At 69.8% G+C, this 25,225-nt stretch carries 26 protein-coding genes; 15 read left to right on the forward strand and 11 right to left on the reverse strand.

The genetic code is table 11. The annotated features are described in order from the left end of the window. Positions 1-713 precede the first annotated feature (713 nt). Positions 714-1,859, forward strand: a complete 1,146-nt coding sequence (locus ISU10_RS04905) for a hypothetical protein (protein ID WP_194695261.1) — start codon at positions 714-716, stop codon at positions 1,857-1,859. A 125-nt stretch (positions 1,860-1,984) separates the two neighbouring features. On the opposite strand, the gene ISU10_RS04910 is transcribed toward ISU10_RS04905, so the two are convergent. Beyond that, positions 1,985-2,122 carry a hypothetical protein gene (locus ISU10_RS04910; protein ID WP_194695262.1) on the reverse strand — a complete coding sequence of 46 codons (138 nt, stop codon included), beginning with the start codon at positions 2,120-2,122 and terminating at the stop codon, positions 1,985-1,987. A 371-nt stretch (positions 2,123-2,493) separates the two neighbouring features. On the opposite strand from ISU10_RS04910, the gene ISU10_RS04915 reads away from it, so the two are divergent. The 6 genes from ISU10_RS04915 (at position 2,494) to ISU10_RS24035 (ending at position 6,223) form a co-directional block, all read left to right on the forward strand. After that, a complete protein-coding gene (locus ISU10_RS04915; RefSeq protein ID WP_228499613.1) occupies positions 2,494-2,769 on the forward strand; it encodes a hypothetical protein in 276 nt (91 codons plus the stop codon). Then, positions 2,763-3,470 (forward strand): ZIP family metal transporter, encoded by a 708-nt coding sequence (locus tag ISU10_RS04920; protein ID WP_194695263.1) that lies wholly within the window; start codon positions 2,763-2,765, stop codon positions 3,468-3,470. Before ISU10_RS04915 ends, ISU10_RS04920 begins: the two co-directional genes overlap by 7 nt. A 269-nt stretch (positions 3,471-3,739) precedes the next feature. Then, on the forward strand, positions 3,740-3,862 hold the full coding sequence (locus ISU10_RS23470) for a hypothetical protein (RefSeq protein WP_267239115.1): 123 nt from the start codon (positions 3,740-3,742) through the stop codon (positions 3,860-3,862). 183 nt (positions 3,863-4,045) lie between these two features. Next, on the forward strand, positions 4,046-4,267 hold the full coding sequence (locus ISU10_RS04925) for a hypothetical protein (RefSeq protein WP_194695264.1): 222 nt from the start codon (positions 4,046-4,048) through the stop codon (positions 4,265-4,267). Between the two features lie 43 nt (positions 4,268-4,310). Then, positions 4,311-5,546, forward strand: coding sequence for a sensor histidine kinase (locus ISU10_RS04930; RefSeq protein WP_194695265.1), 1,236 nt, complete (start codon positions 4,311-4,313; stop codon positions 5,544-5,546). Beyond that, positions 5,543-6,223 carry a response regulator gene (locus ISU10_RS24035; RefSeq protein WP_194695266.1) on the forward strand — a complete coding sequence of 227 codons (681 nt, stop codon included), beginning with the start codon at positions 5,543-5,545 and terminating at the stop codon, positions 6,221-6,223. Before ISU10_RS04930 ends, ISU10_RS24035 begins: the two co-directional genes overlap by 4 nt. Positions 6,224-6,577: 354 nt before the next feature. Here the strand turns inward: ISU10_RS24035 and ISU10_RS04940 are convergent, their stop codons facing one another. Continuing rightward, a complete protein-coding gene (locus tag ISU10_RS04940; protein WP_194695267.1) occupies positions 6,578-7,237 on the reverse strand; it encodes a response regulator in 660 nt (219 codons plus the stop codon). Beyond that, on the reverse strand, positions 7,234-9,093 hold the full coding sequence (locus ISU10_RS04945; protein ID WP_194695268.1) for a sensor histidine kinase: 1,860 nt from the start codon (positions 9,091-9,093) through the stop codon (positions 7,234-7,236). The genes ISU10_RS04940 and ISU10_RS04945 overlap by 4 nt, the downstream gene beginning before the upstream one ends. 146 nt (positions 9,094-9,239) lie before the next feature. On the opposite strand from ISU10_RS04945, the gene ISU10_RS04950 reads away from it, so the two are divergent. The 8 genes from ISU10_RS04950 (at position 9,240) to ISU10_RS04985 (ending at position 17,905) form a co-directional block, all read left to right on the forward strand. After that, on the forward strand, positions 9,240-9,998 hold the full coding sequence (locus ISU10_RS04950) for a hypothetical protein (RefSeq protein WP_194695269.1): 759 nt from the start codon (positions 9,240-9,242) through the stop codon (positions 9,996-9,998). Between the two features lie 923 nt (positions 9,999-10,921). Then, the gene (locus tag ISU10_RS04955) at positions 10,922-12,139 is read left to right on the forward strand and encodes a cation:proton antiporter (RefSeq protein ID WP_370864764.1); all 1,218 of its coding nucleotides are present in this window, start codon (positions 10,922-10,924) and stop codon (positions 12,137-12,139) included. Positions 12,140-12,248: 109 nt separating this feature from the next. Further along, positions 12,249-13,598 (forward strand): DUF2254 domain-containing protein, encoded by a 1,350-nt coding sequence (locus tag ISU10_RS04960; RefSeq protein WP_194695270.1) that lies wholly within the window; start codon positions 12,249-12,251, stop codon positions 13,596-13,598. Between the two features lie 269 nt (positions 13,599-13,867). After that, a complete protein-coding gene (locus ISU10_RS04965) occupies positions 13,868-14,053 on the forward strand; it encodes a hypothetical protein (RefSeq protein WP_306442087.1) in 186 nt (61 codons plus the stop codon). Between the two features lie 76 nt (positions 14,054-14,129). Further along, positions 14,130-14,522, forward strand: a complete 393-nt coding sequence (locus ISU10_RS04970) for a CBS domain-containing protein (protein ID WP_194695272.1) — start codon at positions 14,130-14,132, stop codon at positions 14,520-14,522. A gap of 187 nt (positions 14,523-14,709) precedes the next feature. Continuing rightward, positions 14,710-15,354 carry a TetR/AcrR family transcriptional regulator gene (locus tag ISU10_RS23765; protein ID WP_194695273.1) on the forward strand — a complete coding sequence of 215 codons (645 nt, stop codon included), beginning with the start codon at positions 14,710-14,712 and terminating at the stop codon, positions 15,352-15,354. A 17-nt stretch (positions 15,355-15,371) separates the two neighbouring features. After that, positions 15,372-16,334, forward strand: coding sequence for an ABC transporter ATP-binding protein (locus ISU10_RS04980; protein ID WP_228499616.1), 963 nt, complete (start codon positions 15,372-15,374; stop codon positions 16,332-16,334). Beyond that, on the forward strand, positions 16,331-17,905 hold the full coding sequence (locus ISU10_RS04985) for an ABC transporter permease (RefSeq protein WP_194695274.1): 1,575 nt from the start codon (positions 16,331-16,333) through the stop codon (positions 17,903-17,905). Before ISU10_RS04980 ends, ISU10_RS04985 begins: the two co-directional genes overlap by 4 nt. Positions 17,906-18,141: 236 nt before the next feature. Here ISU10_RS04985 and ISU10_RS04990 read toward each other — a convergent pair whose 3' ends face one another. From ISU10_RS04990 to ISU10_RS05025, 8 genes are all read right to left on the reverse strand, one after another. Next, positions 18,142-18,486, reverse strand: a complete 345-nt coding sequence (locus ISU10_RS04990; RefSeq protein ID WP_194695275.1) for a hypothetical protein — start codon at positions 18,484-18,486, stop codon at positions 18,142-18,144. A 48-nt stretch (positions 18,487-18,534) separates the two neighbouring features. Continuing rightward, positions 18,535-18,756, reverse strand: a complete 222-nt coding sequence (locus ISU10_RS04995) for a hypothetical protein (RefSeq protein ID WP_194695276.1) — start codon at positions 18,754-18,756, stop codon at positions 18,535-18,537. Between the two features lie 148 nt (positions 18,757-18,904). After that, positions 18,905-20,437 (reverse strand): HD domain-containing phosphohydrolase, encoded by a 1,533-nt coding sequence (locus ISU10_RS05000; RefSeq protein WP_194695277.1) that lies wholly within the window; start codon positions 20,435-20,437, stop codon positions 18,905-18,907. Positions 20,438-20,582: 145 nt separating this feature from the next. Then, positions 20,583-20,999: an ester cyclase gene (locus tag ISU10_RS05005; RefSeq protein ID WP_194695278.1), complete on the reverse strand. Its 417-nt coding sequence runs from the start codon at positions 20,997-20,999 to the stop codon at positions 20,583-20,585. A gap of 311 nt (positions 21,000-21,310) precedes the next feature. Then, on the reverse strand, positions 21,311-22,075 hold the full coding sequence (locus tag ISU10_RS05010; RefSeq protein ID WP_194695279.1) for an ABC transporter permease: 765 nt from the start codon (positions 22,073-22,075) through the stop codon (positions 21,311-21,313). Continuing rightward, the gene (locus ISU10_RS05015) at positions 22,072-22,809 is read right to left on the reverse strand and encodes an ABC transporter ATP-binding protein (RefSeq protein WP_194695280.1); all 738 of its coding nucleotides are present in this window, start codon (positions 22,807-22,809) and stop codon (positions 22,072-22,074) included. Before ISU10_RS05015 ends, ISU10_RS05010 begins: the two co-directional genes overlap by 4 nt. Continuing rightward, the gene (locus tag ISU10_RS05020) at positions 22,806-23,378 is read right to left on the reverse strand and encodes a TetR/AcrR family transcriptional regulator (protein ID WP_194695281.1); all 573 of its coding nucleotides are present in this window, start codon (positions 23,376-23,378) and stop codon (positions 22,806-22,808) included. The genes ISU10_RS05015 and ISU10_RS05020 overlap by 4 nt, the downstream gene beginning before the upstream one ends. Positions 23,379-24,058: 680 nt before the next feature. Next, complete coding sequence (locus ISU10_RS05025; RefSeq protein WP_194695282.1) at positions 24,059-25,135, reverse strand: class I SAM-dependent methyltransferase; 1,077 nt, start codon at positions 25,133-25,135, stop codon at positions 24,059-24,061. Positions 25,136-25,225 lie beyond the last annotated feature (90 nt).

Genomic DNA, 25,225 nt, shown 5'->3' on the forward strand with positions numbered 1-25,225 from the left:
TTCTCGATGGTGATGGCGGTGATGACCAGGCGTGCCTTCGACATGGCCGGAGGCTGACGGAGTGTCGCCTATGTCTTGAGACATGCCGTCCGGGATGTCGTGAGACATGTGTCCGAGATGTCCTGAACCAGCACACTGTCAGCCCGACCGCTACGAATTTCAGGCGCGGAACCTACGGGTTCCGTGCCTGAAAGCTTGTGGGACTTGATCAAGTGTCCACTTAGGGCCGGGATATCCGGGATATCCGGACTCTGCCGCCACCGCCGTCACGGCCAATCTCCGGGTTGGGCGTCATGAGGGTGACCTGCATGGCGGTCGTCACTGCGCTCATCGCGTTCGAGAGGTCATGTCGGTGCAGCGTGGTGATCTCTGGAGCGGCACTCATCCTCAGCGGCAGATGCCCGCTGGGACACCGATGGAATCCCGAGGAGGCATCTGGGGGTCGTCGAAGCGACTCACGGCCACGATGTCGGGGGAGCGCCAATGGTGCCGCCATGGCCGTCGCCGATGGTCGGTCCGGGTGGGTCTGGACTCTGCCGGGAACCGGCCCCGGCAACGCTGGTGAAGCTCGGCGCACCTGGGGTCATTCCGCCGCCTCGGCCTCGACCAGGAGCTCATGCGGGCAGACCGCCGAGAGATCGCCATCGGCGACCTCCGCCCAACACGTTGAAAGTCCCACCGTCGGTGCGGTACCGCGCCTAGAGTCTGGGCCCGTGACCCAGCAGCGCCCACGGGGGGCGCTCCTGATCGCCGTAGCGTGTGTGCTCGCCATCCTCGGGGCGTCGGCAGGAGCGTTTGCCTACTACCGCGACCTGACGACCGTGCCGACCCCATCGTCCGCACGCTGGTTCAGCGACGGTCCACACTGGACGGTCAGCACCGCGGACGGCAAGACCCAGGCGTTGACGTCGCAGGTCTCCACCACCGGGACCGAGCCCCTCGCCACGCTGGGCCTCTCGGCGAACAACGCCGTCATCGCGGAGATGGACGACCACCGGGAATCCCTGATGTGGACCACCGTCACAGCGCTGCTGTTTCCCAACGGCAACCACCTGACCCTGCCGGAGGTCTACGTGGCCTCGGACGACGGCGTGACCCAGATGGTCGGGTTCGCCGGCGTCCTGCTGCCTGCGGTGTTCGAGCCGGGCCTCCCGGTCCTGCCCGCCGAGGCCGACCGTGGCGACACCTGGTCGGAGCGCGGCATCGCGACCTGGCACAGCCAGCGGATGGCGTCCTACCGGCTCGATGCGAGCATCGAGGCCGTCGGCGCCGGTGGCTGCGTCGACGTGCGCACCCGGCTCCGGCTGACGATGACCAAGGTCGGCGCCTCGATCGGCGGCACAGACAGCGACGACACGTCCACCTCGACGTACTGCCCGGGACGGTGGCTCACCGCCGTGGACGGGGATCTCGACTCTCAGAGCGTGACTGTGCAGGTGGCCGAGCGGACCCTGGCCGGATTCACCGCACCTGTGGTCGCGGACCTCGACGCGAGCCCGGAGGTTGAGACGGTGCTGTTCCCCCGAGCCTTCGGCTCGAGCGCCAGCGCCGATCTCCTCGTCCTCCCCGAGGCCGGCGTCGTCGTCGACGCCGACGAGGACTCCAGCTCCGTCAGCGGCTACATCATGGACGCGGCGTACCCCACGCCGCAGTGGACGGTGCTCGGCCGCGGCCCGTTCCTCGCCAACCCGGTGGGTGCCGACCGGCATCATCGACGTGATGGCGGAGAAGGGGAAGATCGTGCTCGGCACGGCGCTGCTCCTGTCGCGAATGGCGGTGTGGATCCCGATCCTCTTCGGCCGCGCCCAGCGGGCGGCGCGCGAGGAGCCCACAGTTCCCGAGGAGGCGCCCTTGCGTAGCCGGGAGGCACCTGCAAAGCGGCCTTCGGTGTAGCGGGCGCGTCCATCCCCGCGGTGTGACGCACGACTACGAGCACGCGCAGCGGCGAGACGCCCACGAGTGCGCGAGTGCGCGAAGGTCCGCGTCAGCCCGGGCAGGGACCCGGGAAGATCTGCGTCTGGCCGTGGTAGCCGACGAAGCTCGTGCCGTACTCGTCGAACGGCGGATTCGGCGTTTCGGGAACCAGGTCGAGCTGGCTCTTGGCATCGGCTGGACCGATCATCGGTGCGTCCTTGAAGGAGCCCACCTGCTGACAGGAGCCGCCAGGCAGCCAGAAGTGGTCGGCATTGTGCGCTGAAGCCGGTGTGCAGCCAACGCGACGAGCCCAGCAACCACTGCTGCCAGGGCTCCCGACTCGCGGATCATCATGATCTCTCATCGTGTCGAGTATCCCGAGAAGAAACATTCGCAATACATTGAGTATTACGATGTCTCGCAAGTAAGACCCCCGGACCGGCGGTGTCAAGAGGCGGTACGACGCCCCACGCCGGCGCGCGAAGGCCGCCGAGACCAGACGGCGCGTCCTTCAGGTAGCCACCGAGTTGTTCCTCGAACGCGGGTACGCCGTGGTCACCGCAGACGAGATCGCCGTCCGTGCCTCAGTCAGTCGCCCCACCGTCTTCGTGGCCGTGGGGGGGCAAGCCCGAGCTCCTCAAACAGGCTCGGGACGTCGCGCTCGTCGGCGACGACGAGCCGGTCCCGATGCCGGAGCGACCCATGTTTCTCCAACTGTGGCAGCAGCCCGACGCGTTCCGCGCCGTTCATCTCTATGCCCGCAACATGCGGATCGTGTACGGCCGGGCTGCCGGGATCGAGATCCTGCTGCAGCAAGCCGCTGCGCGGACCGCATGTAATGTCCCGGCATGCTGAGCGCACTGGTCTGGGGCGTCATCGCTGCGTCCTCCCTGACCGCAGGCGCGCTGCTCGCGCTGCTTCGAGACTGGCGCGCCGGGCTCGTGGGCGGTGTGTTGTCCTTCGGCGCCGGGGCGCTCATCTCCAGCGTGGCGTTCGAGCTTGCCCAGCACGGCCTGAAGCTCGGCGGCCCAAGACCGGTCGCCATCGGCCTGGCGCTCGGGGCACTCGCCTTCTTCGTCGCGGACCGAGCGGTGAGCAAGATCGGCGGCCGGTCCGAGGGCGGCTCTGGGGGGCTTCCGTTGGCACTGGGGGCTCTGCTGGACGGCATACCGGAGCAGGCGGTGCTCGGCATCGGACTGGCCACTGGCAAGGGCGTCAGCGTCGCGCTGCTGGTCGCCATCTTCATCTCCAACCTCCCCGAGGCGATCGGGTCGGCCAGCGACATGCGCAAGTCGGGCAAGCCGAGCAAGGACGTCATGTCGCTGTGGGCGCTCGTGACGTTCGTCTGCGCCCTGGCCACCCTCGGTGGGTACGCCATCGCACAGGCCGTGGGCAGCCACGTGAAGGCCGGCATCGACGGTTTCGCCGCCGGGGCCCTGCTGGTGATGCTGGTCGACTCGATGATCCCGGAGGCCAAGAAGAAGGCGGGCAACGTCGCCGGGCTGGTCACGGTCCTCGGCTTCGCAGTGGCCGCCGGCCTCTCCAACCTGAACTAGGGGTTCCCAGATCCTCACTGAGCGATCGGCTTCCGGGGCGCACACCTCAAACCACCGTCGGCCAACGAAGGCCAACTCGTCGTAGTCCGCTAGTGGGTTTGAGACGCCGCCCTCAACAAGCACGAGCGTGCGATTGGCGGCGCAGCCTTCCGACGCGTAGCGGCGAGCCCCGGTCCTCCGTGTACCGGCCGCCGGGCCTAGATCCTGCGTCCGAGTTCGGGGTCCGTTTGCCGGATCCGGCGTTCCGTCGGCACGCCGAGCCTGGCGCTGTGGGCGGCGGCGGCGACCTCGACCTCGACCTCGACCTGAAGGGCTTGAGCGCGTCGTGTCTCGATGAACTGCAGGGCTCGTCCGATGGGGAGGGATTCGATGCGGGCGAGGTCGGCCCGTGAGGCGTCGGCGTACCGCTGCCAGCGTTGCGCCCGACCTTGGGCGCTGCGCTCTCCGTTGAACCTCCCCCTTTCGGGCGCACAATAGGACTTAGATGGGAGTTCCGGTCCCATGCATCCGGGACGGGCGAACCGACACGCTGATGGCAGCCGCGGCACCGGGCCGGGGCACCGAGAGGAGTCACCATGCTTCGTCAGCACCCCTTCCGCGTACTGTCCGTCGTCGCCGTATTGGCAGTGGCACTCCTGTTCCTGTCCGCGCCCGGCGCCGAGGACACCAGCGGGGCCTGGTACTACATCAGTGCCTTCGGTTGGTTCGGATTCCTGCTGAGCACCCTGCTGTTCCTCGTGCTCCTGGCGATCGTCGTCGTGCAGCGACTCCGCGGCCGGCACAGCCTGCGAGCCTAGACGGCAGCACTGTCGTGGGAGTGCCGTGAGTGTGACGCCCGACATGAGGTCCACCGCCGCGGGACCGGTGACGCGAGCGCGCCTTGGCCGGGTTCGCCGGCTGTGGGAGCGCTCGCTCCACCGGGTTCTCTACACCTTGCTCTTCGCACTGGTGGCCGTGGGCATCGCCACCCTCGTCGTGCCCCCGATGAGGCTCTATTCGGGGGCGCACGAGCAGATCATCGCGCTGACCCTGGTCATGCTGGTGGTGATCGAACTTGCCAGCGCCCGACTTCACCGCTTCGTGGACTGGCTGCTCTACGGGCAGCGGCACGACCCCGCCACGGCGTCGGCTCGGCTAGCGCGGCCACTGAGCGACACCGACGATCAACACATCCTCGAGGCGTTGCTCGGAGCACTTGCAGACACGCTGCGGCTGACGTATGTCGCGGTCACCGTTCACGACGAGCGGACCATCGATGTCGGCACCGATGCGAGCGTGCGGGCGGTCACCTTCCCGATCCGCCGGGCCGGACACTCGCTCGGTGAGCTGCGGGCCGCCCGGCGGGGCCAGCCCCTCGACGAACGCGACGAGCGGCTGTTGGAGGCGGCGGCCGCCCAGGTCGGCTTGGTGCTTTATTCGCGCGGCCTCACAGACGAGATCCGGGCCGCTCGGGAGGAGCTGGTGCTCGGGATCGAGGAGGAACGACGCCGTCTACGCCGTGAGATCCACGACGGGATCGGGCCTACGCTGGCCGGGATCGCCCTCGGCGTGGAGTCCGCCACGAGGGCCGTTGACCGCGACCCTGTCCGGGCCCGGCAGTTGCTCACCGACGTGGGCAGCGACGTGACCGAGCTCGTCTCCGAGGTCCGCCAGGTCGTCGGCGGGCTGCGGCCGGCGTTGCTCGATGAGCTCGGGATCGCCGATGCCCTGCGCAGCCTGGCACGCACCTTCGAGACGCGAAGCGGCTGCGCGGTCGACGTCGAGGCGGCGGTGCCAGAGTCGCTGCCCGCCGCGGTAGAGGTGGCGGCGTACAGGATCGGCTCGGAGGCGCTGACCAACGTCGCCCGGCACGCCGAGGCCGGTCAGGCCCGAGTCACGGTCGGGGTGGAGGGGGAGTCCCTCGTGGTGGTCGTCATCGACGACGGCCGAGGCGGGGCGGCCGACCACCCCGGCGGAACCGGGATGGGCTCGATGCGGCAGCGGGCCGTTGAGGTCGGCGGCACCCTCGAGGTGGACAGCACTGCCGCCGGCACCCGGCTCACCGCCCGGCTGCCGCTGGAGGCGAGCCGCTCGTGACCTCGCCGTCGCTCCGGGTCGTAGCAGTCGACGACCATCCGGTCTACCTCCGCGGTCTGGTGGCCTGCCTCGAGGACGCCGCCGGCGTGGAGGTAGCCGGCCTCGCCACGAGCGGCGTCGAGGCGGTCGCGCTGGTGGCTGGCGCCGACCCCGACGTGGTGCTGCTCGACCTGAACCTTCCTGACATGAGCGGCGTCGAGGTGGTGCATCGTCTGCGGTCAGCGGGCCACGGATGCCCCGTGGTGATGCTGACCATGTATGAGGACGAGCGGGCGCTCAGGGCCGCCTTCGAGGCAGGCGCTGCGGGCTACCTGGTCAAGGGCTCAGACCAGGAGGCCATCGTGGCCGCGCTTCGGACCGTCGCCGCGGGCGGTCTGGTGGTTGGTCCCGAGCTCGCCGGCCGGCTCACCACGCTGGTCGTGGGTCGTGCGACGCCGCTCCCCACGCGGGTGGCAGGGCTGAGCGAGCGCGAGACCGAGGTGTTGCGGCTGATGGCTGCGGGGCGGTCGAACACCGAGATCACTCGCGAGTTGGTAGTCAGCTCCAAAACCGTGCGCAACCACATTACCCACATCTTCACCAAGCTCGGGGTCAGTGAGCGTGAATCCGCGATCGCGAGAGCGCTCGAGCTTGGGCTGGCCGGCGTCGAGCCGGCGCAGCCGCGCTGGGACACCTGATTCGCTCAGCCGACGAAGACCGCGGCCTCCCCGAACTCATCGTGGCTGAGACACGGTTCATCGGGGCCTTGGGCGTCAACAGTTGCTCGAACTGCGATGAACTCGCAACGAAGGTGCTCGCCCAGCGCGGCGCGCTGCGTCCGGGGTCCGGATAGCGATCCGCGTACAAGCGACAAACACGCCCGGCGCGTCTCCCCGGGCGGCGGCACGGACCTGCTCGCGCAGGAGCGTCGCTGCCAGGCCTCGCTTCGGACGCCCATCGGATCAGCAGGCGGGGGTTGGTGGGGTCATACGGGTCCAGCACCGTCTCGGCGGGGCGCCGCCGCGGTCGCCGCCGATCGGTCTTTGCACCGGTTAGTCCGGTCCCGTGACCACGCCGGACTCGTGCGCGATGATCACGGCCTGGACCCGGTCGCGGACGTCGAGCTTGGTGAAGATCCTCGCCACGTGGGTCTTGACCGTGGTCTCGCCGATGTAGAGGCGCGCCGCGATCTCGTGGTTGGCGAGCCCCGTGGCCATCAGTCGGAGCACCTCGAGCTCCCGGTCCGTTAGCCGCGCGAGTCCGGGGTGGATGGTGGGCGACCTGGCGCCGGGTCGGGCGAACCTCTCCACCAGGCGACGCGTGACTGCCGGAGCGAGCAGGACATCGGCGCCCCTGGCGGCCTGCCGGACCGCCGCGCAGATCTCTTCGCCGGGCATGTCCTTGAGCAGGAATCCGGACGCGCCGGCTGTGAGCGCGTCGTACACGTACTCATCGAGGTCGAATGTCGTCAGGACCAGGATGCGGGCGCGGACGTCGTCCTGGACCAGTCGACGGGTGGCGGTGAGGCCGTCCTCGCCGGGCATCTGCACGTCCATGAGGACGACGTCGGGATCGAGTGCGGTGATCAGCTCGCGTTCGGCCCGGCCGTCGGTCGCCTCACCGACGACCTCGAGGTCCGGCTCGGACCCGATGATGAGGCGCAGCCCGTTGCGGACCAGGTCCTGGTCGTCGACGATCACCACGCTGGTCATCGCATTGCCTCCGCAGACGGGAAGCCAGCGGTGACCTCGAAGCCACCGGTGACGGGTCCCGCCTCCACCGTCCCGCCCAGCTCCTCGACGCGGGCCCGCATCCCGGACAGGCCTCGGCTGGCACTCGGGTATGCCGGTGCGACGGGGACGTGGGAGACCGGTTCGGAGTTGCGAACGGTGCAGGTGTACGCGGTCGATCCGGCCCCGCCGCCGAGCCGGATCTCGACCTGGGTGCCGGGAGCGTGTCGCAACACGTTGGTCAGCGCCTCCTGCACGACCCGGTAGACCGCCGGCGCGAGCTCGACGGGTGGAGATGGGCCCGCAACCTCCACCTCGAGGCCGGCATCCCTCGCCGTGTCGACCAGCTCGAAGATTGCGCTCGGAGCGGTCTCGAAACCGCGGCGTAGGTCCTTCAGCGCCTGGCGTGCGGTGCGGTCGATCGCGTCGCGGGCACCCGCCGCGGCCGCCGGGTCGGTCTCGCGTAGGCGGCGGGCCGCCCCGGCCTGCAGCGCCACCACGGTGAGCGCGTGGCCGATGGAGTCGTGCAGCTCGCGGCCGAGGGCCGCGCGTCGTTCCAGTGCGGCGACTCTGAGCTCGTCGCCGCGTCGCTCCACTGCGTCGGCGCGGGCGGCGCGCAGCTCGGTCAGCAGTGCGGTGCGGTCGTGCAGGATGCTCCCGGCGACGGCCGCGAGCGCGGTGAGGACGGTGGCGCCGAACGGGTCGTCCATGCCGAGGCCGGCGACGGCTCCGGCGAGCCCCGCGAGTATCGCCAGGATGCCTCGTCGGCGATCGCCCAGCCAGGTGGCGAGGAACGGCAGTGCGACCGTGAGGCCGATCCCGGAGAAGGTGCCGCCGAGGTCCACCTCGGTCCGGGAGTAGAGCGTTGCCGCCACCCACGACAGGAGCACGCCCGCGAGGGGTCGGCGGATGATCGCCACGATGCCGCCGAGCACGAGAGCGGTCAGCGCCAGGGCGGCGACAGGGTGGGGCCAGTCGGCGCTGGTCTCGGTGGTCAGCCCGGCGCCGATCGCCGCAGCCACGACCAAGGTCCAGGTCGCAGCGGGCGCCTCGGTGCCGGAGTACGTCGGTAGCCGCTTCGCGTGGCCCGTGGGCGCAGAGACTGCCTCGGGCACGTCGTCGCTGGCGTGGTCACGGGCGAGCCCGACGACGGTGTCGCGGGTGGTGGTCAGCAGCTCGCGCGCCCGGCGCTCGACGTCCTCGATGTCGTCGGCGGCGAGCAGACCCTCCAGCTCGGTCTCGAGGGTCTGGTGGAGCATCGTGGTGACGCTCAACGACTCCTCGGCGTCGACGACCCGCAGCCGTCGTCGGTGCTCCAGTGCAGCCGCCCGCTCCAGGCTCCGCAGTTCGGCGACCATCCTGCGCCGAGACCGGACCAGGCGGCCGGCCACGACCGGCAGGACCACCACGAAGAGCGTGACGAAGACGAGAGCGGCGACCACGCTGCCCTGATCCGGCTCGAGCAGGTCGACGAGGGCCACGAGAGCGATCGGCTGCGCCGCGCCGAGGCCGAGGTCACGCGGCGTGCCGTGGGCGCCGAGCGCGAAGCTGAGCACGATCAACGTGAGGATAGGAACGAACGCCGGGTCAGGGGAGTCCAGCATGCGGGCCTGCACCCAGGTTGCGCCGGCGCCGGAGACGCAGAACGCCGTCATGGCGGCGGCTGGATGGTATCGGCGCACCAGGAGCACGGCCATCGCGGCGGCGCCACCAAGGCCCACGGCGAGCGAGCCGGCGTCGCCGCTCGAACGCACTGCCGCCTCCACCGTGGCCGCGACGGCGAAACCGCCGGCAAGGAGCACGTCGGTGGTGCGGCAGGGGCCGATGGTGCGCCGCATCTGCGGACCGTAACACCGCGGACGCGACCCGCGGGTCCTCCTGCAGGAGGAGGCCCGCAGGCCGACCCGATCCGCCCTGCGGCATGACGACCGGTCCACTCGCCGACACCTAGCGTCAACGGACCGCAACCCGAGAGGAGTCAACGATGGACCACCCCGACCACACCAACCACCCCGACCACACCAGCCACATCGACCGCGCCGACACGAAGACGCCCAGACGCGTCTCGCGAGCGACAGGCGCCGCCGGCCTCGTCTTCCTGGTCTTGGTCTTCCTGAGCCAGAACCCGCCCTTCTACACCGGCGCCGGGAACGGCACGGTCCTGCACTGGGTGCAGGCACACCCCACCGCGTTGTACGTCGAGGGCGCGCGGACGGCGTACATGATGATCCTGATGGTCGGCTTCCTCGCCGCCCTGGTCTGGAGGATCGGCCTGCGTGGCCCGGTGCGCTCGGGCGTCTGGGCGCTCCTCGGCGCAAGCCTGGCGATCGACATGGTGTGGTCGGGCGTCTACTACGCCGTGGCCTACGCCGGACGCCACGACATCGGCGACAGCGGCGTGCTCGCCCTGGCCTACCTCACCGAGCAGCTGACCTTCACCGACGGCCTCCTCTGGGGGATCGCGGTGTTCGTGATCTGCGTGGCCGGCCTCCGCGGCCGCAGCCTGCCCGCGCCGATTGCCTGGCTGGGCATCGTGACCGGGGTGGTCAAGCTGGCGGGACCGGCGGTGCAGGTCGCGCTGAGCCACACCTCCGAAGGCCTCACCGGCCCCCTGGGCACGGTGCTGCTGGTGTTCTGGATGCTGGCCGCCTCGTTGACGCTGCTGATCCGACCGGGGAACCCGAGAGCAGCCGTTGAGGAGGAGCAAACGCGACAGGACGCCTCAGCCAACCCGACGCGGTGAGGTTGGGCCATGTTGCACCGCCGTCGTATCCCGCGGCATTCACGACCTCTTCGACCAACCGACTACGTGGTTGCGCACCGCGATGGCCGCGATGGCCGCGATGGCCGCGATGGCCGCGATGGCCGCGATGGCCGCGATGGAGGGCCCGACAGCATCCACGCAGCCTTCACCACGCCGCCGGAACCCCGGGTCTCCTGTTTCCGCGCCGAGGTCCTGACCGAGATCGCTGTCCAGGGCCCGCCTCGGTCGTGGAGTACGACGTGACCGAGACCGGCATCCCCTCAGAAGAAGTTCCGCGAAGGGCTCGGCGCTCTCGCGGGAATCGCCGAACGCCGTCTCCATGAGCCCGGTTCAGGAAATGGCCAAGTTGGCGCGAGGCGAGCTCGGACGTCGATGCTTCGGAGATCAGGGTCGCCACGGTCTTGCGGAACGTGTGGGGGGTCACCCATTCGTAGCCGGTGTCCTTGCGGATCTGACGCCACCGCCGCTCGACGTTGACGACCTGGTGCCAGGTGCCGTTGCGGGTGGCAAAGACAGCGTCGTTCTCATTGGGCGTCGCGAACTCCCGGCGCACGCGGAGCAGGTCGGCAGCGAACCGAGGGACTGAGAAGGCCGGCAAGACTGTCGAAGCTCGGGTCCACCATCACGGCTCCTGGTTGTCAGCTGACTCGTCCACCTGCTCGGACAGCGCTCGTTCACCGTACGGGCCGCACGCACGGGCAGGCCCGAGGAGGGGGCGGCCGGGCGATGCGCGCAGCTGGCGGCGTCGGCCAGGCCGGTCGACCCGGCCGGTGACGTCCAGAGACGAGGCACCGCCGTAGTGTGCAGTGACGGCTGGCGACCGGGGAGGACACCGGTTGCGTCCTGGCTCGGCGGCATGCTCGTGGCGTGGCCGGCAAGCCCCACCGAGGAAGGACAATGTCGTGGACATCCCGGTGCTCCTGGTGTGCTTCTCCGCGTTGCTCGTGGCCGCGGTGCTGCTGTCCGAGCTCGCCAACCGGACGGTGCTGTCGACGGCGGTGCTGTTCCTCGTCGGAGGATTCCTGCTTGGTCCCGGGGTGTTCGACGTCCTGGAGGTGCGGTCCGGGGACCCGGCCGTGTCGGTGCTGGCCGAGCTCGCGTTGTTCTCGGTGCTCTACAGCGACGGCATGCGGGTCGGACTGAGAGACCTGCGCCAGGCCTGGCGACTTCCGGGCCGGGCGCTGGTGCTCGGACTGCCGCTCACGCTGGTCATCACCGCCGCGCTGGCGCACTGGGTGGCTGGACTGCCGTGGCTCGAGTCGCTGCTGCTGGGAGCTGTGCTGTCACCCACCGACCCGGTGTTCGCGGCCGCGATCGTCGGTCGCAAGGAGGTGCCTCCGCGGCTGCGGAGCCTCCTCAACGTCGAGTCCGGCGTCAACGACGGCCTGGCGTTGCCCATCGTCCTGGTCGTGCTTGCCTCCGCAGGCGGGACGGACGCAAGCGGGTGGGGCCTGACCTGGGAGCTCGTCCTGGGGCTGGCCATCGGCATCGTGGTGCCCTGGGTGGTGCTGCGGCTCGAACGGCTGAGCTTTCTTGCCAGCGTCCGCCACCTGCAGCCTCTGTTGCCGGCCGCTCTCGGCCTGCTGGTGTTGGGCCTGTGCTTGACGACGCACGCCAACCTCTTCCTGGCTGCATTCGCCGCGGGCGCCACCGTCGCCACCCTGTCGGAGGAGTTCCGCCATGAGTTCGAGCAGCTGGGCGAGCTCATCGCCGAGCAGCTCAAGCTGGTGGCGGTCATGGTGTTCGCCGCCCTGATGACTCCGACTTTCCTCATCGAGGAGATCTCCTGGACCGGGTGGGTCTTCGCCGCGCTGGCCCTGGTCCTGGCGCGTCCGGCCGCGCTCTGGCTGGCGTTCTTGGGCTCGGGCCTCGGCCGCCGCGAGCAGGCGGCCGCGATGTGGTTCGGGCCCAAGGGCTTCGCGTCGGTGGTCTACGGGCTGATCGTGCTGGAGTCAGGGATCGACCTCGCGGACGAGCTCTTCCACCTGACGGCGCTGACCGTCAGTCTCTCGATCTTGGCGCACTCCTCGACGGACGTGCTCGTCGCCCGCCAGTTCGTGACCGAAGACATCGTCGACCACCCACCAGACAGTGGATCGCCGAGACCTGCACCGGACTGACCTGGGGTCCGAGGGCTCACGTGGCGAAAGTCGCCATCGGAGTACGTCGTCCGCGAACGGACCGCTACGCATACGCGATGTGACGACATCGGATGAGAGGCTCGCAGCCATGAGCACGTGGTTCGTCAACCTCCGTGACGCGTTCAGAACCCGCCTATGGCCGATCCCCACCATCGCGGTGGTGTGCGCGTTGCTGCTCGGGTTGCTGGTGCCGGAGCGGGATGCGGTGATCGACCAGGACCTGTCGGGTCGGGTCAGTGGGTGGCTCTTCGGTGGAGACGCGGATGCGGCACGGTCGTTGTTGGGTGCGATCGCCTCTTCGATGATCACCGTGACTGCGTTGACCTTCTCCTTGACGGTGGTGACGTTGCAGCTTGCCAGCAGCCAGTTCTCTCCACGGTTGCTGCGAACGTTCACCCGGGACTGGTTTGTGCAGGTGACACTGGCCCTGTTCCTGGCGACCTTCACGTATGCGCTGACCGTGCTGCGCGCGGTCCGCGGCGACGGGGACGGGGGCGGTGGCCTCGTGCCCAAGGTCGCGGTGACCCTGGGATTCGCATTGGCGGTGGCCAGCGTGGTGGGGCTGGTGTTGTTCCTGGCGCACCTGACCGAGCAGATCCGCGTGGAGACCATGTTGCGCAACGTTCATCGCGACGCGGTGGCCACGATACGAACAGTGCTCACGGCGCGTGGTTCGGCGAGCGTGCCTCGAGACGCCGTTCCGAGCCCGCCTCCGGACGCCCAAACCCTGCTCGCCGACGACGACGGCTTCCTGACCGTGGTCGACGAGGAAGAGCTGCTCTCGATCGCCGTGGAGGAGGACGTGGTGCTGAGGGTCACGGTGCACGCCGGTGTCTTCCTCGTGCGAGGAACGCCCTGGGGGAGTGCGTGGCCGGCGGGCACCGGTCGCCTGTCGGACGAGGACCGGGAGCGGATCTCCGCTCGAGTCGCCGCGTGCGTGCACGTCGGTTTCGAGCGGACCTCGACCCAGGACGTCGGCTACGGACTGCGCCAGCTGACCGACGTGGCTAACAAGGCGCTTTCGCCCGGTATCAACGACCCCACGACGGCCATCCACGCCCTGGGTCACATCTCGGCGTTCCTGTGCGATCTTGCCGATCGCGATCTCGGCCCCGCGACGCAGTCTGACGACGACGAGAGGATCCGGGTCGTGATGGACCGTCCTGACTTCGCCGACTACGTGGACCTCGGCCTCTCCCAGCCGCGACGCTACGGCGCCGGGGACCCGCAGGTGCTGCAGAGGATCCTGCAGGTCCTGCTCGACCTCAGCCACCGGGTCACACCTGATCTGCGACCGGTGGTCTCGGGCGAGCTCGCGCGGTTGCGCGCCACGGCCGCTGCCGAACCGTTCGATGCCACCGAACGTGCTGCGCTCGACAGTCTCGGACGCCAGGTAGAGCTGCACCTCGCGCGCCCGTGGTCCGCCGAGAGGGCATGATGAATCCGTTGGCGGGAGCCGTGGTGGTTCCGATGGAAGGGGCCTCATTCTTCGGAGTGACCCTGGTCGGCGTGAGCAGCAACGTCGGCGTGAAGCTGCTGTTGACTCTCGCGCTGTTGGTTGTGGTCCGGGCGCTGAGGTGGGTGTCGGTCGCAGCGGCTGGGAAGCTTTTGTGAGGCGATGTCGGGGATCCGCGTCGGTTCTGGGCCCGACAAGGCATCCAGGTCGTCACCACGGTGATTCTCGTACTGGGACTAGTCTCGATCTGGGTGACTCCCGAGACCGACGTCACGACCGGAATCGGACTGATCAGCGCCGGTCTCGCCTTCGCGCTGCAGCAGGTGATCATCTCCCTGGCGGGGTACATCGTGATTCTGCGCGGCGACACCTTCACGTCGGAGACCGCATCACCCTCGGCGGCGTGCGCGGCGACGTGGTGCGGCTGCGGTTCTTGAAGACCACCATCATGGAGATGGGACCAGGCGGGCTTTCGACATGACCGAGCCTCGGCCCGCTGCGAGGGTGTCGCCGATGACCTGCGACTCGTGTCGCCTATGTCGTGAGACACCCGTCCGGGATGTCCTGAGCCAGGACACTGCCCCCGATGCCACGATCTCGTTGGCGGCCGAGCGCCTGCGGAGATCGCCGTACGGCGTGCTGCCGCTCGTGGACCACGACGGCACCTATCGCGGCGTCCTCACCGTGCAAGCCGTCAGCGATGCTCTCGCCGAGGGGACCGACGCCGCCACGACCGTGGAGTCGCTGGCAGAGGTCCCGAGCATCCTGCGCGAGGACGAACACGTAGACGACGGGATCCGGGCTCTCGACCTCAGCAGTTGCGGAGTTGTTCCCGTGCTGGCGTCCGATGGTGAGCGGGTGGTCGGCTGGTTCGACTACCGATCCGCACTGGCTACGTTCCGGTAGCCGAATCGGCGGCCCCGGCGATCCGGCTGTGGTGGCGGGCTGCACGCCGGCTTCCCCTTCGAGCACGGCGTGGTGTGCGTAGGAACGTAGCTGGCCGTAGGGAGTGTCAGTTCCAGTCCAAGGGTGGCGGACCTGCGGCCGGCCCGCGACTTGCGTCCTACCTGAACGTATGTTTAGCATGCTGAACATGCGATCAGCGGACCATGGGGACCTCACCGCGAAGGCGGGGATTCGGAATGCAGCGCTGCGGCTATTCGCCGAGCACGGCCACCAGGCGGTCAGCGTGCGGCAGATCGCCGAGGCCGCAGGGGTTTCTCCGGCGCTGGTGCTTCATCACTTCGGCAGCAAGGACGGGCTGCGGGAGGCGGTGGACCGGTACGCCGCGGCGCAGTTCGATGCGTTTCTCGAGGCACCGGAGGAGGTGGGCGACGTGCTCACCTCGGGCTCGAATGCGTCGATGGCCGAGCTGATCGCCAAGGTGCTCCCCCCGGGCTCGCCGCTGCCCGCCTACCTGCGTCGACTGCTGCTCGAGGGCGACCCGGCCGGGCGGGCGTTGTTCCGTCGCTGGTACGAGGTGTCGCGGTCCCTGGTGGAGCAGTTGATCGCAGCCGGGTTCGCGACACCGACCGAGGACCCGGACGTCATGGCGGCGTTCATGCTCACCGCCGACCTCGCGCTGCTGGTGCTGCGCGACCCCCTCACCGACGCCCTCGGGTTCGACCCGGTCTCTCCCGACGGGCTGACCCGCTGGGCGGCCGAGGTCGCCCGGATCTACCGCGACGGCGCATTCGTGGTGCCCGAGAACACAACCGACCAACCGGCAGACCGATGAACACGATGGAGGATGAGATGTCGCAGACGACCATGACCGCTGCTCGAGGGGCGGCCGCCGGGGATCCCCCGAGCGGAGAGCTCGTCGTGCGGGCATCCGGGCTGGTCAAGCGGTACGGCCGCTTCACCGCCCTCGACGGGCTAGACCTGGAGGTTCGAGCCGGCGAGGTGCACGGGTTCCTCGGGCCCAACGGCGCCGGCAAGTCCACGACGATCCGGATCCTGCTTGGGCTCGTTCGGAAGTCCGGGGGGGACGTCAGCCTGTTCGGCCACGACCCGTGGCACCACGCCGCACCGTTGCACCGCCGGCTGGCCTACGTTCCCGGCGACGTGGCGCTGTGGCCGGGGCTCAGCGGCGGCCAGTGCATCGACGTGCTCGCCCAGGTGCACGGCGGGATCCGCGCCGACCGGCGCCAGGAGCTGATCGACCGCTTCGACCTAGACCCGTCCAAGAGGGCCCGGGACTACTCCAAAGGCAACCGGCAGAAGGTGTCCCTGATCGCCGCCTTGGGCGCCGAGGTCGAGCTGCTGGTTCTCGACGAGCCAACCTCGGGGTTGGACCCGCTGATGGAGCAGGCGTTCCAGGAGACCATCCGCGAACGTGCCGCTGAGGGCGTCACAGTGCTGCTCTCCAGCCATATCCTCGGCGAGGTCGAGGCGCTGGCCAGCCGGGTCAGCATCATCCGGCAGGGCAAGCGGGTGACCACCGGCACCCTGGCCGAGCTGAGGCGGCACACCCGGACCAGCATCCACGCAAGCACCCGGACCGCCCCACAGCTCGACGGACTGTCCGGGGTGGGCAACCTCGACCTGGAGGAGTCCGACGGCACCACGCAGGTTCGCCTCAGCGTCGATCCGACCGCGTTGGAGGAGGTCGTCGGCCGGCTGCACGCCGCGGGCCTGGACACCCTGACCGTCACCCCGCCCAGCCTTGACGAGCTGTTCCTGCACGCCTACGCAGACGGCGGAGATCAGGCATGAACGGCTCGCTGCTGACGATGGTCCGGGTGCACCTACGCACCGGATGGCTCACCCTGACGATCTGGGTGATAGCCCTGGGCGGGACGATGGCGTTCACCGTCTCGGCGATCCAGGGCCTGTACAACACCCCCGCGAAGGTGGACTCCTACGCCGCCGCCGTCAAGGGCAACGCCCTGATGATGATCAACGGCAAGATCGCCGGCATCGACTCGCTCGGCGGCATCATCGCCAACGAGTTCGGGTTCATCGCCTCCTTCGCGATCCCGTTCATGGCCGTCGGCCTGATCGCCAAGATGACCAGGAAGGACGAGGAGACCGGCCGGCTCGAGCTCGTCCTCGCCGGACGCATCGCCCGCGCGGACCCGCTGCTCGCCGGGGTCCTCGTGACTGTGGTCGCCGAGGTCTTGGTCACTGCGGCGCTGTTCGCCAGCCTGGCCGGCGCTGGGGTCCCCACCGGTGACGCAACGCTCTACGCGCTCTCGCTGGGAGCACTCGGGCTGGTGTTTGCCGGCGCGGCGGCCGTCGCCGCCCAGCTGGTGGAGCACGCCCGCGGTGTCTACGCGATCGGCCTCGGCGCGATCCTTGCCGCCTACTTGCTGCGCGGGCTGGGAGACGTCCAGTTCTCCCCGCTGACGTGGCTGTCCCCGCTGGGCTGGCAGGAGCAGACCCGCGCGTTCGGCGACCAGCGGTGGTGGCCGCTTCTGGTTCCTGTCGCAGCCTTCGTACTGCTTGTTGCGGTCGCCCTGGGCGTCGTCACACGACGCGACGTGGGCAGCGCACTGCTTGGTGTCGGAGCCACCACCCCTCATGCCTCTGCGTTCCTCCGGACGCCGCTGGGGATCGCGCTGCGCTCACACCGCGGATCCCTGATCGGCTGGAGCGCCGCGACCGTGGTCGTCTCTGCGACCTTCGGGTCGGTGGCGAAACCACTCGTGGATGCGATCAACGGCAACCCGTCCCTGGCTTCGGCCATCGGCTCGTCCGGTGCGACTGGCCTGGACTCCGTCCTCGCGATGAACGCCTTGATCCTCGCCCTCCTTGCCGCCGGGTACGCCGTCCAGGCCGTCGGCGTCTTGCGCGCAGAGGAGACCGCCGGGCGTCTGGAGTCGCGCCTGTCGGGAGAGCGGAGCCGCTGGGCATGGCTGAGCGTGCAGCTCGCCCTGGTCGTCGTCGGGATCGTCGCGGTGTCCGTCCTCGGAGGAGCGGTGCTGGCCCTCAGCACCTCGTGGTCAGTGGGCCAGAACGTCGCCGGACAGGTGGTCGGGGCGGTCGTCGACTTCCTGCCGGCCGTCGCGTTCTTCGGCGGTCTGGCGGTGCTGGCCTTCGGAGTCGTGCCGCGCTGGGTGCCGGTGGTGTGGTTGGCCTACGCGGCCGGGGCCGTGATCGCCTACCTCGGCGACTCGCTGAACCTGGCCGGCGTGGTCCGGGCCCTCTCGCCGTTCCACTTCATCGGGAACCCTCCGATCGAGCCCGTCCACGCCTCGCACGCCGCGCTGCTGGTCCTGCTCACGGTGGGATGCCTGGTCTGGGGCTATGTCGGCTTCCGTCGCCGCGGCATTCCGCAAAACTGATGCCATTTGGCCGCGACGATCGAGCAGCTCCCGACGTCGATCGGACCATCGTCTCCAAGGGGCTGGAGCTGCGCACATTGGAACGACGCTCACGACCACAGTGTCGGCGAGCAGAGTCGACCACCGCGGCGCGAGCGCACGTTCGATTCCAGGGCTGCCACCGGCTCAGTTGATGGCTTCGGTCATCCGGGGGTCCGCCACGCGCTGCCGGTTTGAGATGACGATCGCGGCCGCAATCAGCCACAGGGGGAGCACGATCTGTCCAGGTCGCCCGAGAGTGCTCCGGACATCGAGCCGTCGAGGAGCGGGAGTCCCTCGGCAACGCGTCCTTGGTCTACCAGCGCCGCACCGAGCTCGCTCCGGGCGCAGACATCGAGGTCGCGGGCGCGCCCGCCTCGCCGGCCGCCTTCAGCCGCCTCGCGGGCCCACTTCTCCGCGGCGATCGGGTCGCCATCGTCGTGTTCGGTGACCGCGCGGCAGAGTTGGATCCACCCGACGAGGCGGGACAAACCGTGGTCCGCGACCAAGCGGGTGCTCTCCTCGAGCCATCCCCGAGCCGCTGCCGTGTTGCCGAACGTCATGTTCTGTCCCAGGCAGAGGTAGACGATTGCGTTGAGGGCCTGCTCCAGCTAGCCGGCGACGCGGAACGCCCGGTACGCGCGCTCCTCCAGCACCAGGGCCTCGGCTGGTTCCGTGAGCCACCAGCGCGCGATGGCCAGCCCCCTCAACGCCTCCCCAGACTCCTCATCGGCGAGCGCGGACGCGAAGAGCTGACGGGCCGTTGTCCATCGACCCGCGGCCAGCGCGGCGGCACCCTGCTCGAGAACGCTGGCACCCGCGGCGGACGACATGCGACGAGTGTCCACCTGATGCCGCGGCCACGATCCAAGACGATCCGACTGACGACGCTCTATCAGGTCGGCTCGCACACGCGACACACGGCGAACTGACTCGCTTCGATGTCGAGATCGGACGACGAGCTGCTCGGACACCGCGCCTTCACATGAGTCCGTTCTCCAGGGCGTACACGGCCGCGCCGGCTCGGGACGAGACGCCGATCTTCTGGTAGATGTGCGTGACGTGTCGCTCGACGGTCTTGCCGGAGATGCCCAGTGTTTGGGCGATGACGGGGTTCGTCTGTTCCCGAGCCACCAGGCGCAACACCTCGGCCTCGCGCTCGGTCAACGCGATGCTCGGGGCGCGCCGGGTCCAGCTCCCGCGCTGCCCGACCGAGGTGGTGACCGCCTCGACGGCGTTTCGATCCAGCAGCCCCTGGTCCGCCTGTGTCCTGAGGGCATTGCTGGCTTCCGGCTCGGTGAGTGCCTTTCGGTGAGGTCGGGTCTCGGTCAGCGAGCACCACGAGTTCGCTGCCGCGAGGAGCCGGGCGGGTGCGGCCAGTCCCGACGACCGGAGCCCGCGGTGGTAGCCGGACCCGTCGAGATGCTCGTGGTGTGCGGCGCCGAGTGCGCCGACCCGCGCCAGTACGGGGTTGTCGGCGAAGATCCGCTCGGTGAAGTAGCTGTGCAACCTGATCCGCTCGTGTTCGGCCCGGGACAGCGGGCCGGCCTTGGCCAGCAGGCTGGACTGGAGGCCGACCCGGCCGACGTCGTGGACCAACCCAGCGCGCGTGACCAGATCGACGTCGTCTGGCGTCATGCTCGCGGCCCGGGCGGCCCGCTGCGCCACGTCGGCCACGCGTCGGGAGTGGCCGACCATGTGGGGGGACTTGAGGTCGCCGAAGTCGGCGATGCAGGTCAGCGCCCGATCCACCTGTGGACCGGATAGAAGGAAGGGATCTCCTGGTTCGGCGTCCAGCAGCAGGGGCCCGAGGTCGCCCTGGTCGAGGTCCGAGAGCAGATCGCCGAGGTCGTCTGCGGCGAGGGCCGCCAGGGTGGGGTCGAGGGACCGGCCCGCCCGGAGTCGAAGACGGCGTGCGATCTCAGCCGCGTCCCGGGTGGTGCTCTCCTGACCGACGACCCAGGCCACGTGCACCACCCGCATCGGCAGGCTGATCGCCTCGGCGGCGGCGAGGCGCTGGGTGCTCATGCCGTCCCACCGCTCATAGACGTGGGCCAGCCCGTCCACCACGCGCGGTCCGAGCTCCAGGCGCTTCGCCATCAGCTCCGCCGCCTCGCAGTGGTTGCGATGGTGGGGTCCCATCTCGGGACCCGCGAACCACTGCGCCATCGACTGTGCGGCGGCGTGTGCCTCGGGTGCCGGCAAGGTCGCCGCCAACGCCCGCTCCAGCTCGGGCACCAACTCCTCGTCGGTGGCGACCAGGAGGTGCCCCAGCCCGAGCTCGTCGACAGCCTTGGACGTCTCGTGCGAGGTCGTGGTGCAGCCTACGTAGCACAGGAGCGCGAGGTAGTACGCCGCGACCACGTCCCGCTCGTCGATGCCCGCTCCGTGGCCGAGCCGTGCCGAGATCACCGCCGTCCGGTGGATCGTCTGAGCGGGCACTCCCAGGCCCAGCTCGATCGCCAGGGCCAGCGAGTCCAAGACGTGCGCCAGGCGCACCGGCGAAGCGTCCATCGGGAATCCGTTCGGTTCGGATCGCAAGTCCACCTAAGAACGCCGATCGGGTCAAGCAGTTGGCGGCACCATCGTGGTCGTGGCGGACCGACCCTGCGGTGCGCGAAGCGCGACGCGGCCCGCAACGTCGTTCGGTAGCGGGTGGTCAGGCGGGGACCGGCACGGCGCCGATCTGCACCATCAGGCCCATCAGGTCGAACTGCGCGTGGTGCTCGACGAGCCTGCCGTCCTCGATGCGGTCGAAGGCATCGCCGCAGACCCGGACCGGACGGTTGCTGGCCGGCACCCCGTTGAACTCGCCGGTGTGCAGCGCGGTCCAGGTGAGCCGGGTGGCGACCAGGTCGCCCTCGGCCACCTGGGACTCGACGATGTGTCGGCCGTTGGAGAAGCCTCCAAGGATGCCGCGTGCCATCTCCTCGAACTGGTCACGGTTCACGGAGTCACCCCCGTTGGCGCTCGCAACGAGGTCGGGCGACGCGATCGCGCGCCAGGCCTCGAAGTCGAGGTCGTCGGCGCTCTGCAGGAAGGATCGGGCGATCTGCTTGTTCGTCTCCGCGTTCATGGTGGTCTCCGTTCGTGAGTGATCGGTAGTGGACCTGTGCAGCATGTCGGCCCCCCGAGCGCACCACATCCGGCGAACCCCCCACGAACCAGAGCAGCTGCTTCGTGGGCCATCCGGCGCGACAGTCGGGAAGCCCGCCCGTCGGGAGCGCCCACAGCGGGCGGTGTGCAAGCACCCGCTCCGGGCGTTCGGGTACCTGCAATTGGCTACGCGTCCAGATGAGCGATCCCCAAGAGGTACGCCGCCTGACCGAGGTCCCAGGCGATGTGGGTGATGACAGAGAAGGGGTGCATCGTGTGGCCCGCTGCCGGTCAGACCACCTCGGCGCGCCGCCACCATGCCACCGTCGCGGCCGCACCCAGCGCGGCGACCAACGGCACCACGGTCAGCCAGACCGGAGCTACCGGTTCCATCCCCGCGTCGGTGCCCATGGCCCACACTGCCGCCACGGACCAGGGCCACCAGGTGCCAGCGCCGGCCACCATGGCGACTTGGGCGGCGACGACGAGCACCATCAGGCCACCGACGGCAGGGAGATAGCCGCGCCCGATGCTGGCAGGCAGCGCGACGGGAAGCGCGAGGAGTCCGGACAGGACCGCCAGAGCCGCGAGCCGCCCGAGGACGCCCCCGTCGGCCGTGTCGGGAAGCCCGAGGCCGGAGGCTGTCCCGATCAGCGCGGCGGCCACGGCCACGCCGATGCCCACCGCGACAGACCACGCCGCCAGGAGCACCAGCTTGGCCCGGGCGACGGAGGTGCGGGGGGTCGCGGAGGCGTAGAGCGAGACGACCGTACGGTCGGCGTACTCCCGTCCGAAGCACCAGCCGACCACGATGCCGGAGCCGACCACGCCGGCGGTGGCGTAGATCTGGAGCAAGCCGCCGAGGTAGCCGGACCAGCCGAGACCGGGCAGCAGCAGGGAGGCTTTGGCGCTCATCGGGTCGTCGCCGCCGCGTTCGGCGGCGATCAGGAAGGCCCGGGCGAGCAGTGCCGGCACCAGGAGCAGGGCCACGGTCGCCACGGCGACCACGCGGGAGCGGCGCAGCTTGAGCGCCTCGACGGCGTACGCCGCGGTCATCGGACCGGCTCCACGCGCCGGGCCGCCTCGTCGGCGGCGTGCACCATCGCGAAGAACGCCCGCTCCAGGTCGACGCCGTGCGGGTCCAGCTGGCCCACGATGGTGCCGGCATGGATGACACTGACTCTGTCCGCGATCCGAGCCACCTCGTCCAGGTGGTGACTGGAGACCAGCGCTGCAACCCCGGCGGCGGCTCGGGCCAGCAGCAGCTCGCGCAGCAGCAGCACCCCGGCCGGGTCGAGGGCGTTGGTGGGTTCGTCCAGGACGAGCAGCCGCGGCTCGTGCACGAACGCGCTGCCCAGGCCGACGCGCTGCCGGTTGCCCTGGGAGAGCGCCGAGGCACGACGGTCCGCCCACGCCCCGAGCTCGAGGTCGGCCAGCGTGCGGTCGGCCCGGGCCCGGGCCGCGTAGGCGGGCACGCCGTGCAGCCGCGCCGCCGCCCAGAGGTTCTCCCGGACCGTCAGCTCGGGGTAGACGAACGGCGTGTCGATCAGGTGTCCCACCCGGCCCCACCCAGCGCCGTTGAGGTGCGCAACCTCGACGCCGTCGATGCGGACGACACCACCCTTGGGCCGGATCATCCCCAGCGCGGCGCGCATCAGGGTCGACTTCCCGGCCCCGTTGAACCCGACCAGCGCGTGCACCTCCCCGGGAGCAACGCTGAGGTCGACGTCGTGCAGCACCGTGGTGTCGCCGTAGCGGTGCGCCAGGCGGCTGATCTGCAGCGCGCTCATCGCCTCGCCGTCCCGTCGAGCACGTCGAGTGCGGCGCCGAGCCGGCTCGACATCGGGACGTCTTGGTCGCTGAGGCACCACTCGAGCAGGGCGACGGTGAGTGCGGCCAGCGCAGCAGCCGAGGCGATCCGGGCCTCGAACGGACTGACACCGTCCGCGACCAGGACCTCAGCGATCGCCTCCTGGGTGGCCTCGGTCGCGGCGAAGGTCCCCGCGCGGAGCACCGGATGCCCTGCGGCGATCCTGACCCGGACACGGACCTCCTCCTGTCCCGGCAGGTCCACGTGCGTGAGCGCGGCGCGGAGTCCCGCGCAGACGCGCGTTAGAGGCGGAAGGCCGGTCGGTGCGGCGGCCACCGCAGCCGCGATGGCCGGATCGAAGCCGTCATCGAGCACCACGGCATCCTTAGTCGGGAAGTGCCGGAAGAACGTCATGTGACTGACGCCGGCCTCCCGCGCGATCTGCTCCACGGTCGTCGCGTCGTACCCCTGCTCGGAAAACAGCCTGAGTGCCGCCGCCTGTAGCCCGGCACGGGTGCGTTCGGTCCTACTGGTGCTCGTGACCATCATGCCCCAATGTTAGTGGCTAACATTTGGTGGAGCAACCCCTCCGAGTGGAGACCTTTCGGCCGGGCACCGCCTTCCCGTTCGCCGAAAGCATGCGGCGACCGCCGATCGGCAGGAGCGGAGTCCCGGCGAACTCCGTAAGCGGATCCGCACGCGGGACGAGAACCGCCCACGCGCCCTGAGGGTCGGTCGTACTTGCGCCAACGAGTCCGTGAACTGCCCACCGACTCGCAAGAGGAGTGGGGACCTCGAAGACCTCGGTAGACGTCCTTGACTCGCCCCGGGGTGTCCTGAGTCAGGACACTGTCAACTCGACCATGTGATGTCTCAAGACATCGTGGACGGCCGAACCCAATAGATGTGGGTTCGGCCGTCCTTTGTTTAGCTGGTGGGTCCGGGTGGGCGTCCGGTGCCTTGGAAGCGCTCGGATGTGTCGAGGACGAGTTCGCGTGAGCAGTTCGTCGGTCACGGCGTCGATGACGCCGCGCAGAAAGTTGTCCGTTGAGCGCGACGTGGCGTTTCACAGGGACGGATCGATGGGGTTCGGTCGGCGTGACGAGCCTCACGTCGGCCGGAGCCGCTGTCTCAGCATGGCGTTGTTCGGCTGGGAGGGGACAGACGGTGGTCGGCCGGGGCCGTGGCGATCAGTCGCCGCGGCTCCGGCCACCTGGACCGGCTGGCAGCTACGGCCGCGCCTCGATGATGAGGTTGAACGGTGTCTGGGTGGCCACGCGCACGGTCGAGAAGCCGGCCTCACGCAGCACTTCCGCCATTCGGCGGGGTCCGGCCTGCGCACCGAGCCCGAGCCCGACCTCCTGCGCGAGGGACGACGGGGTGCAGATCACCGTCGAGAGTCCGTAGTACATCCGCCCGACCGGGTTGAGGTTGTCCGTGAGCCCGTCTCCGGCGGCCGGCTCGACCAGGAGCAGGGTGCCGTCCGGTGCCAGGGACTGACGGAGCCGGCGCGCCACGCCCACCGGGTCGCCCATGTCGTGTAGGCAGTCGAACATCGTGACCAGGTCGTAGCCGGTGCCCGGCACGTCGGAGGCGGGCGCCACCTCGAAGCGCGTACGCCGCTCGACGCCTGCCTCCCTAGCGGCGGCGCGGGCGCCCTCGATCGACGGTGCGTGATTGTCGACCCCGAGGAACGTCGAGTGCTCGAACGCACGCGCCATGATCACCGTCGAAGCGCCGAAGCCGCAGCCGACGTCGGCCACACTGGCGCCTGAGCGCAACTTGTCGACCACGCCGTCCAGGGCGGGCAGCCACGACTGCACCAGGTAGGCCTCATATCCCGTCCGGAACAGTCGCAGGGCGCCGGTGTAGAGCCGATCGTCGTGCGCACCCCAGTCGATGCCCTCACCCGTGGTGAACGCACGAGCGAACGTCTCGTGGTCGGTGTAGCAGGACGCGACGGTCTCGAAGGCGCCGCCGAGGAACACCGGGCTCGCCTCGTTGGCCAGGACGAGCGCATGCTCGGCGCTGAGCTCGAAGGTGTCCGCCTGCGGGTCGAAGCTGACGTAGCCCCCCGCGGCCTGGTTGCTCAGCCACTCGCGGACGTACCGCTCGTGCGTCCCGGTGCGCTCGGCGAGCGCGGCGGCCGTCAGCGGCCCGGCGCCTGCCATCGCACGGTAGAGACCGAGGCGGTCGCCGAGGTGCATCATCAGCCCCGAGATGGCGGCGGCCAGGTCACCGACAGCCTGGTGTACGAACTGCTCGAGGGCGGCCTCGTCGAGCGGAGGCGAGTCGGTCATGGTCATGGTGTGTCTCTCCTTGAGGTTGGTTCACCGGGTGAGGGAGGGGATACCCGGGCCACCGAGGTCGGTGGCGTCCCCACGATCGGCGCCGGA

The organism is Nocardioides agariphilus (assembly GCF_015352445.1).
GTDB lineage: Bacteria > Actinomycetota > Actinomycetes > Propionibacteriales > Nocardioidaceae > Nocardioides > Nocardioides agariphilus.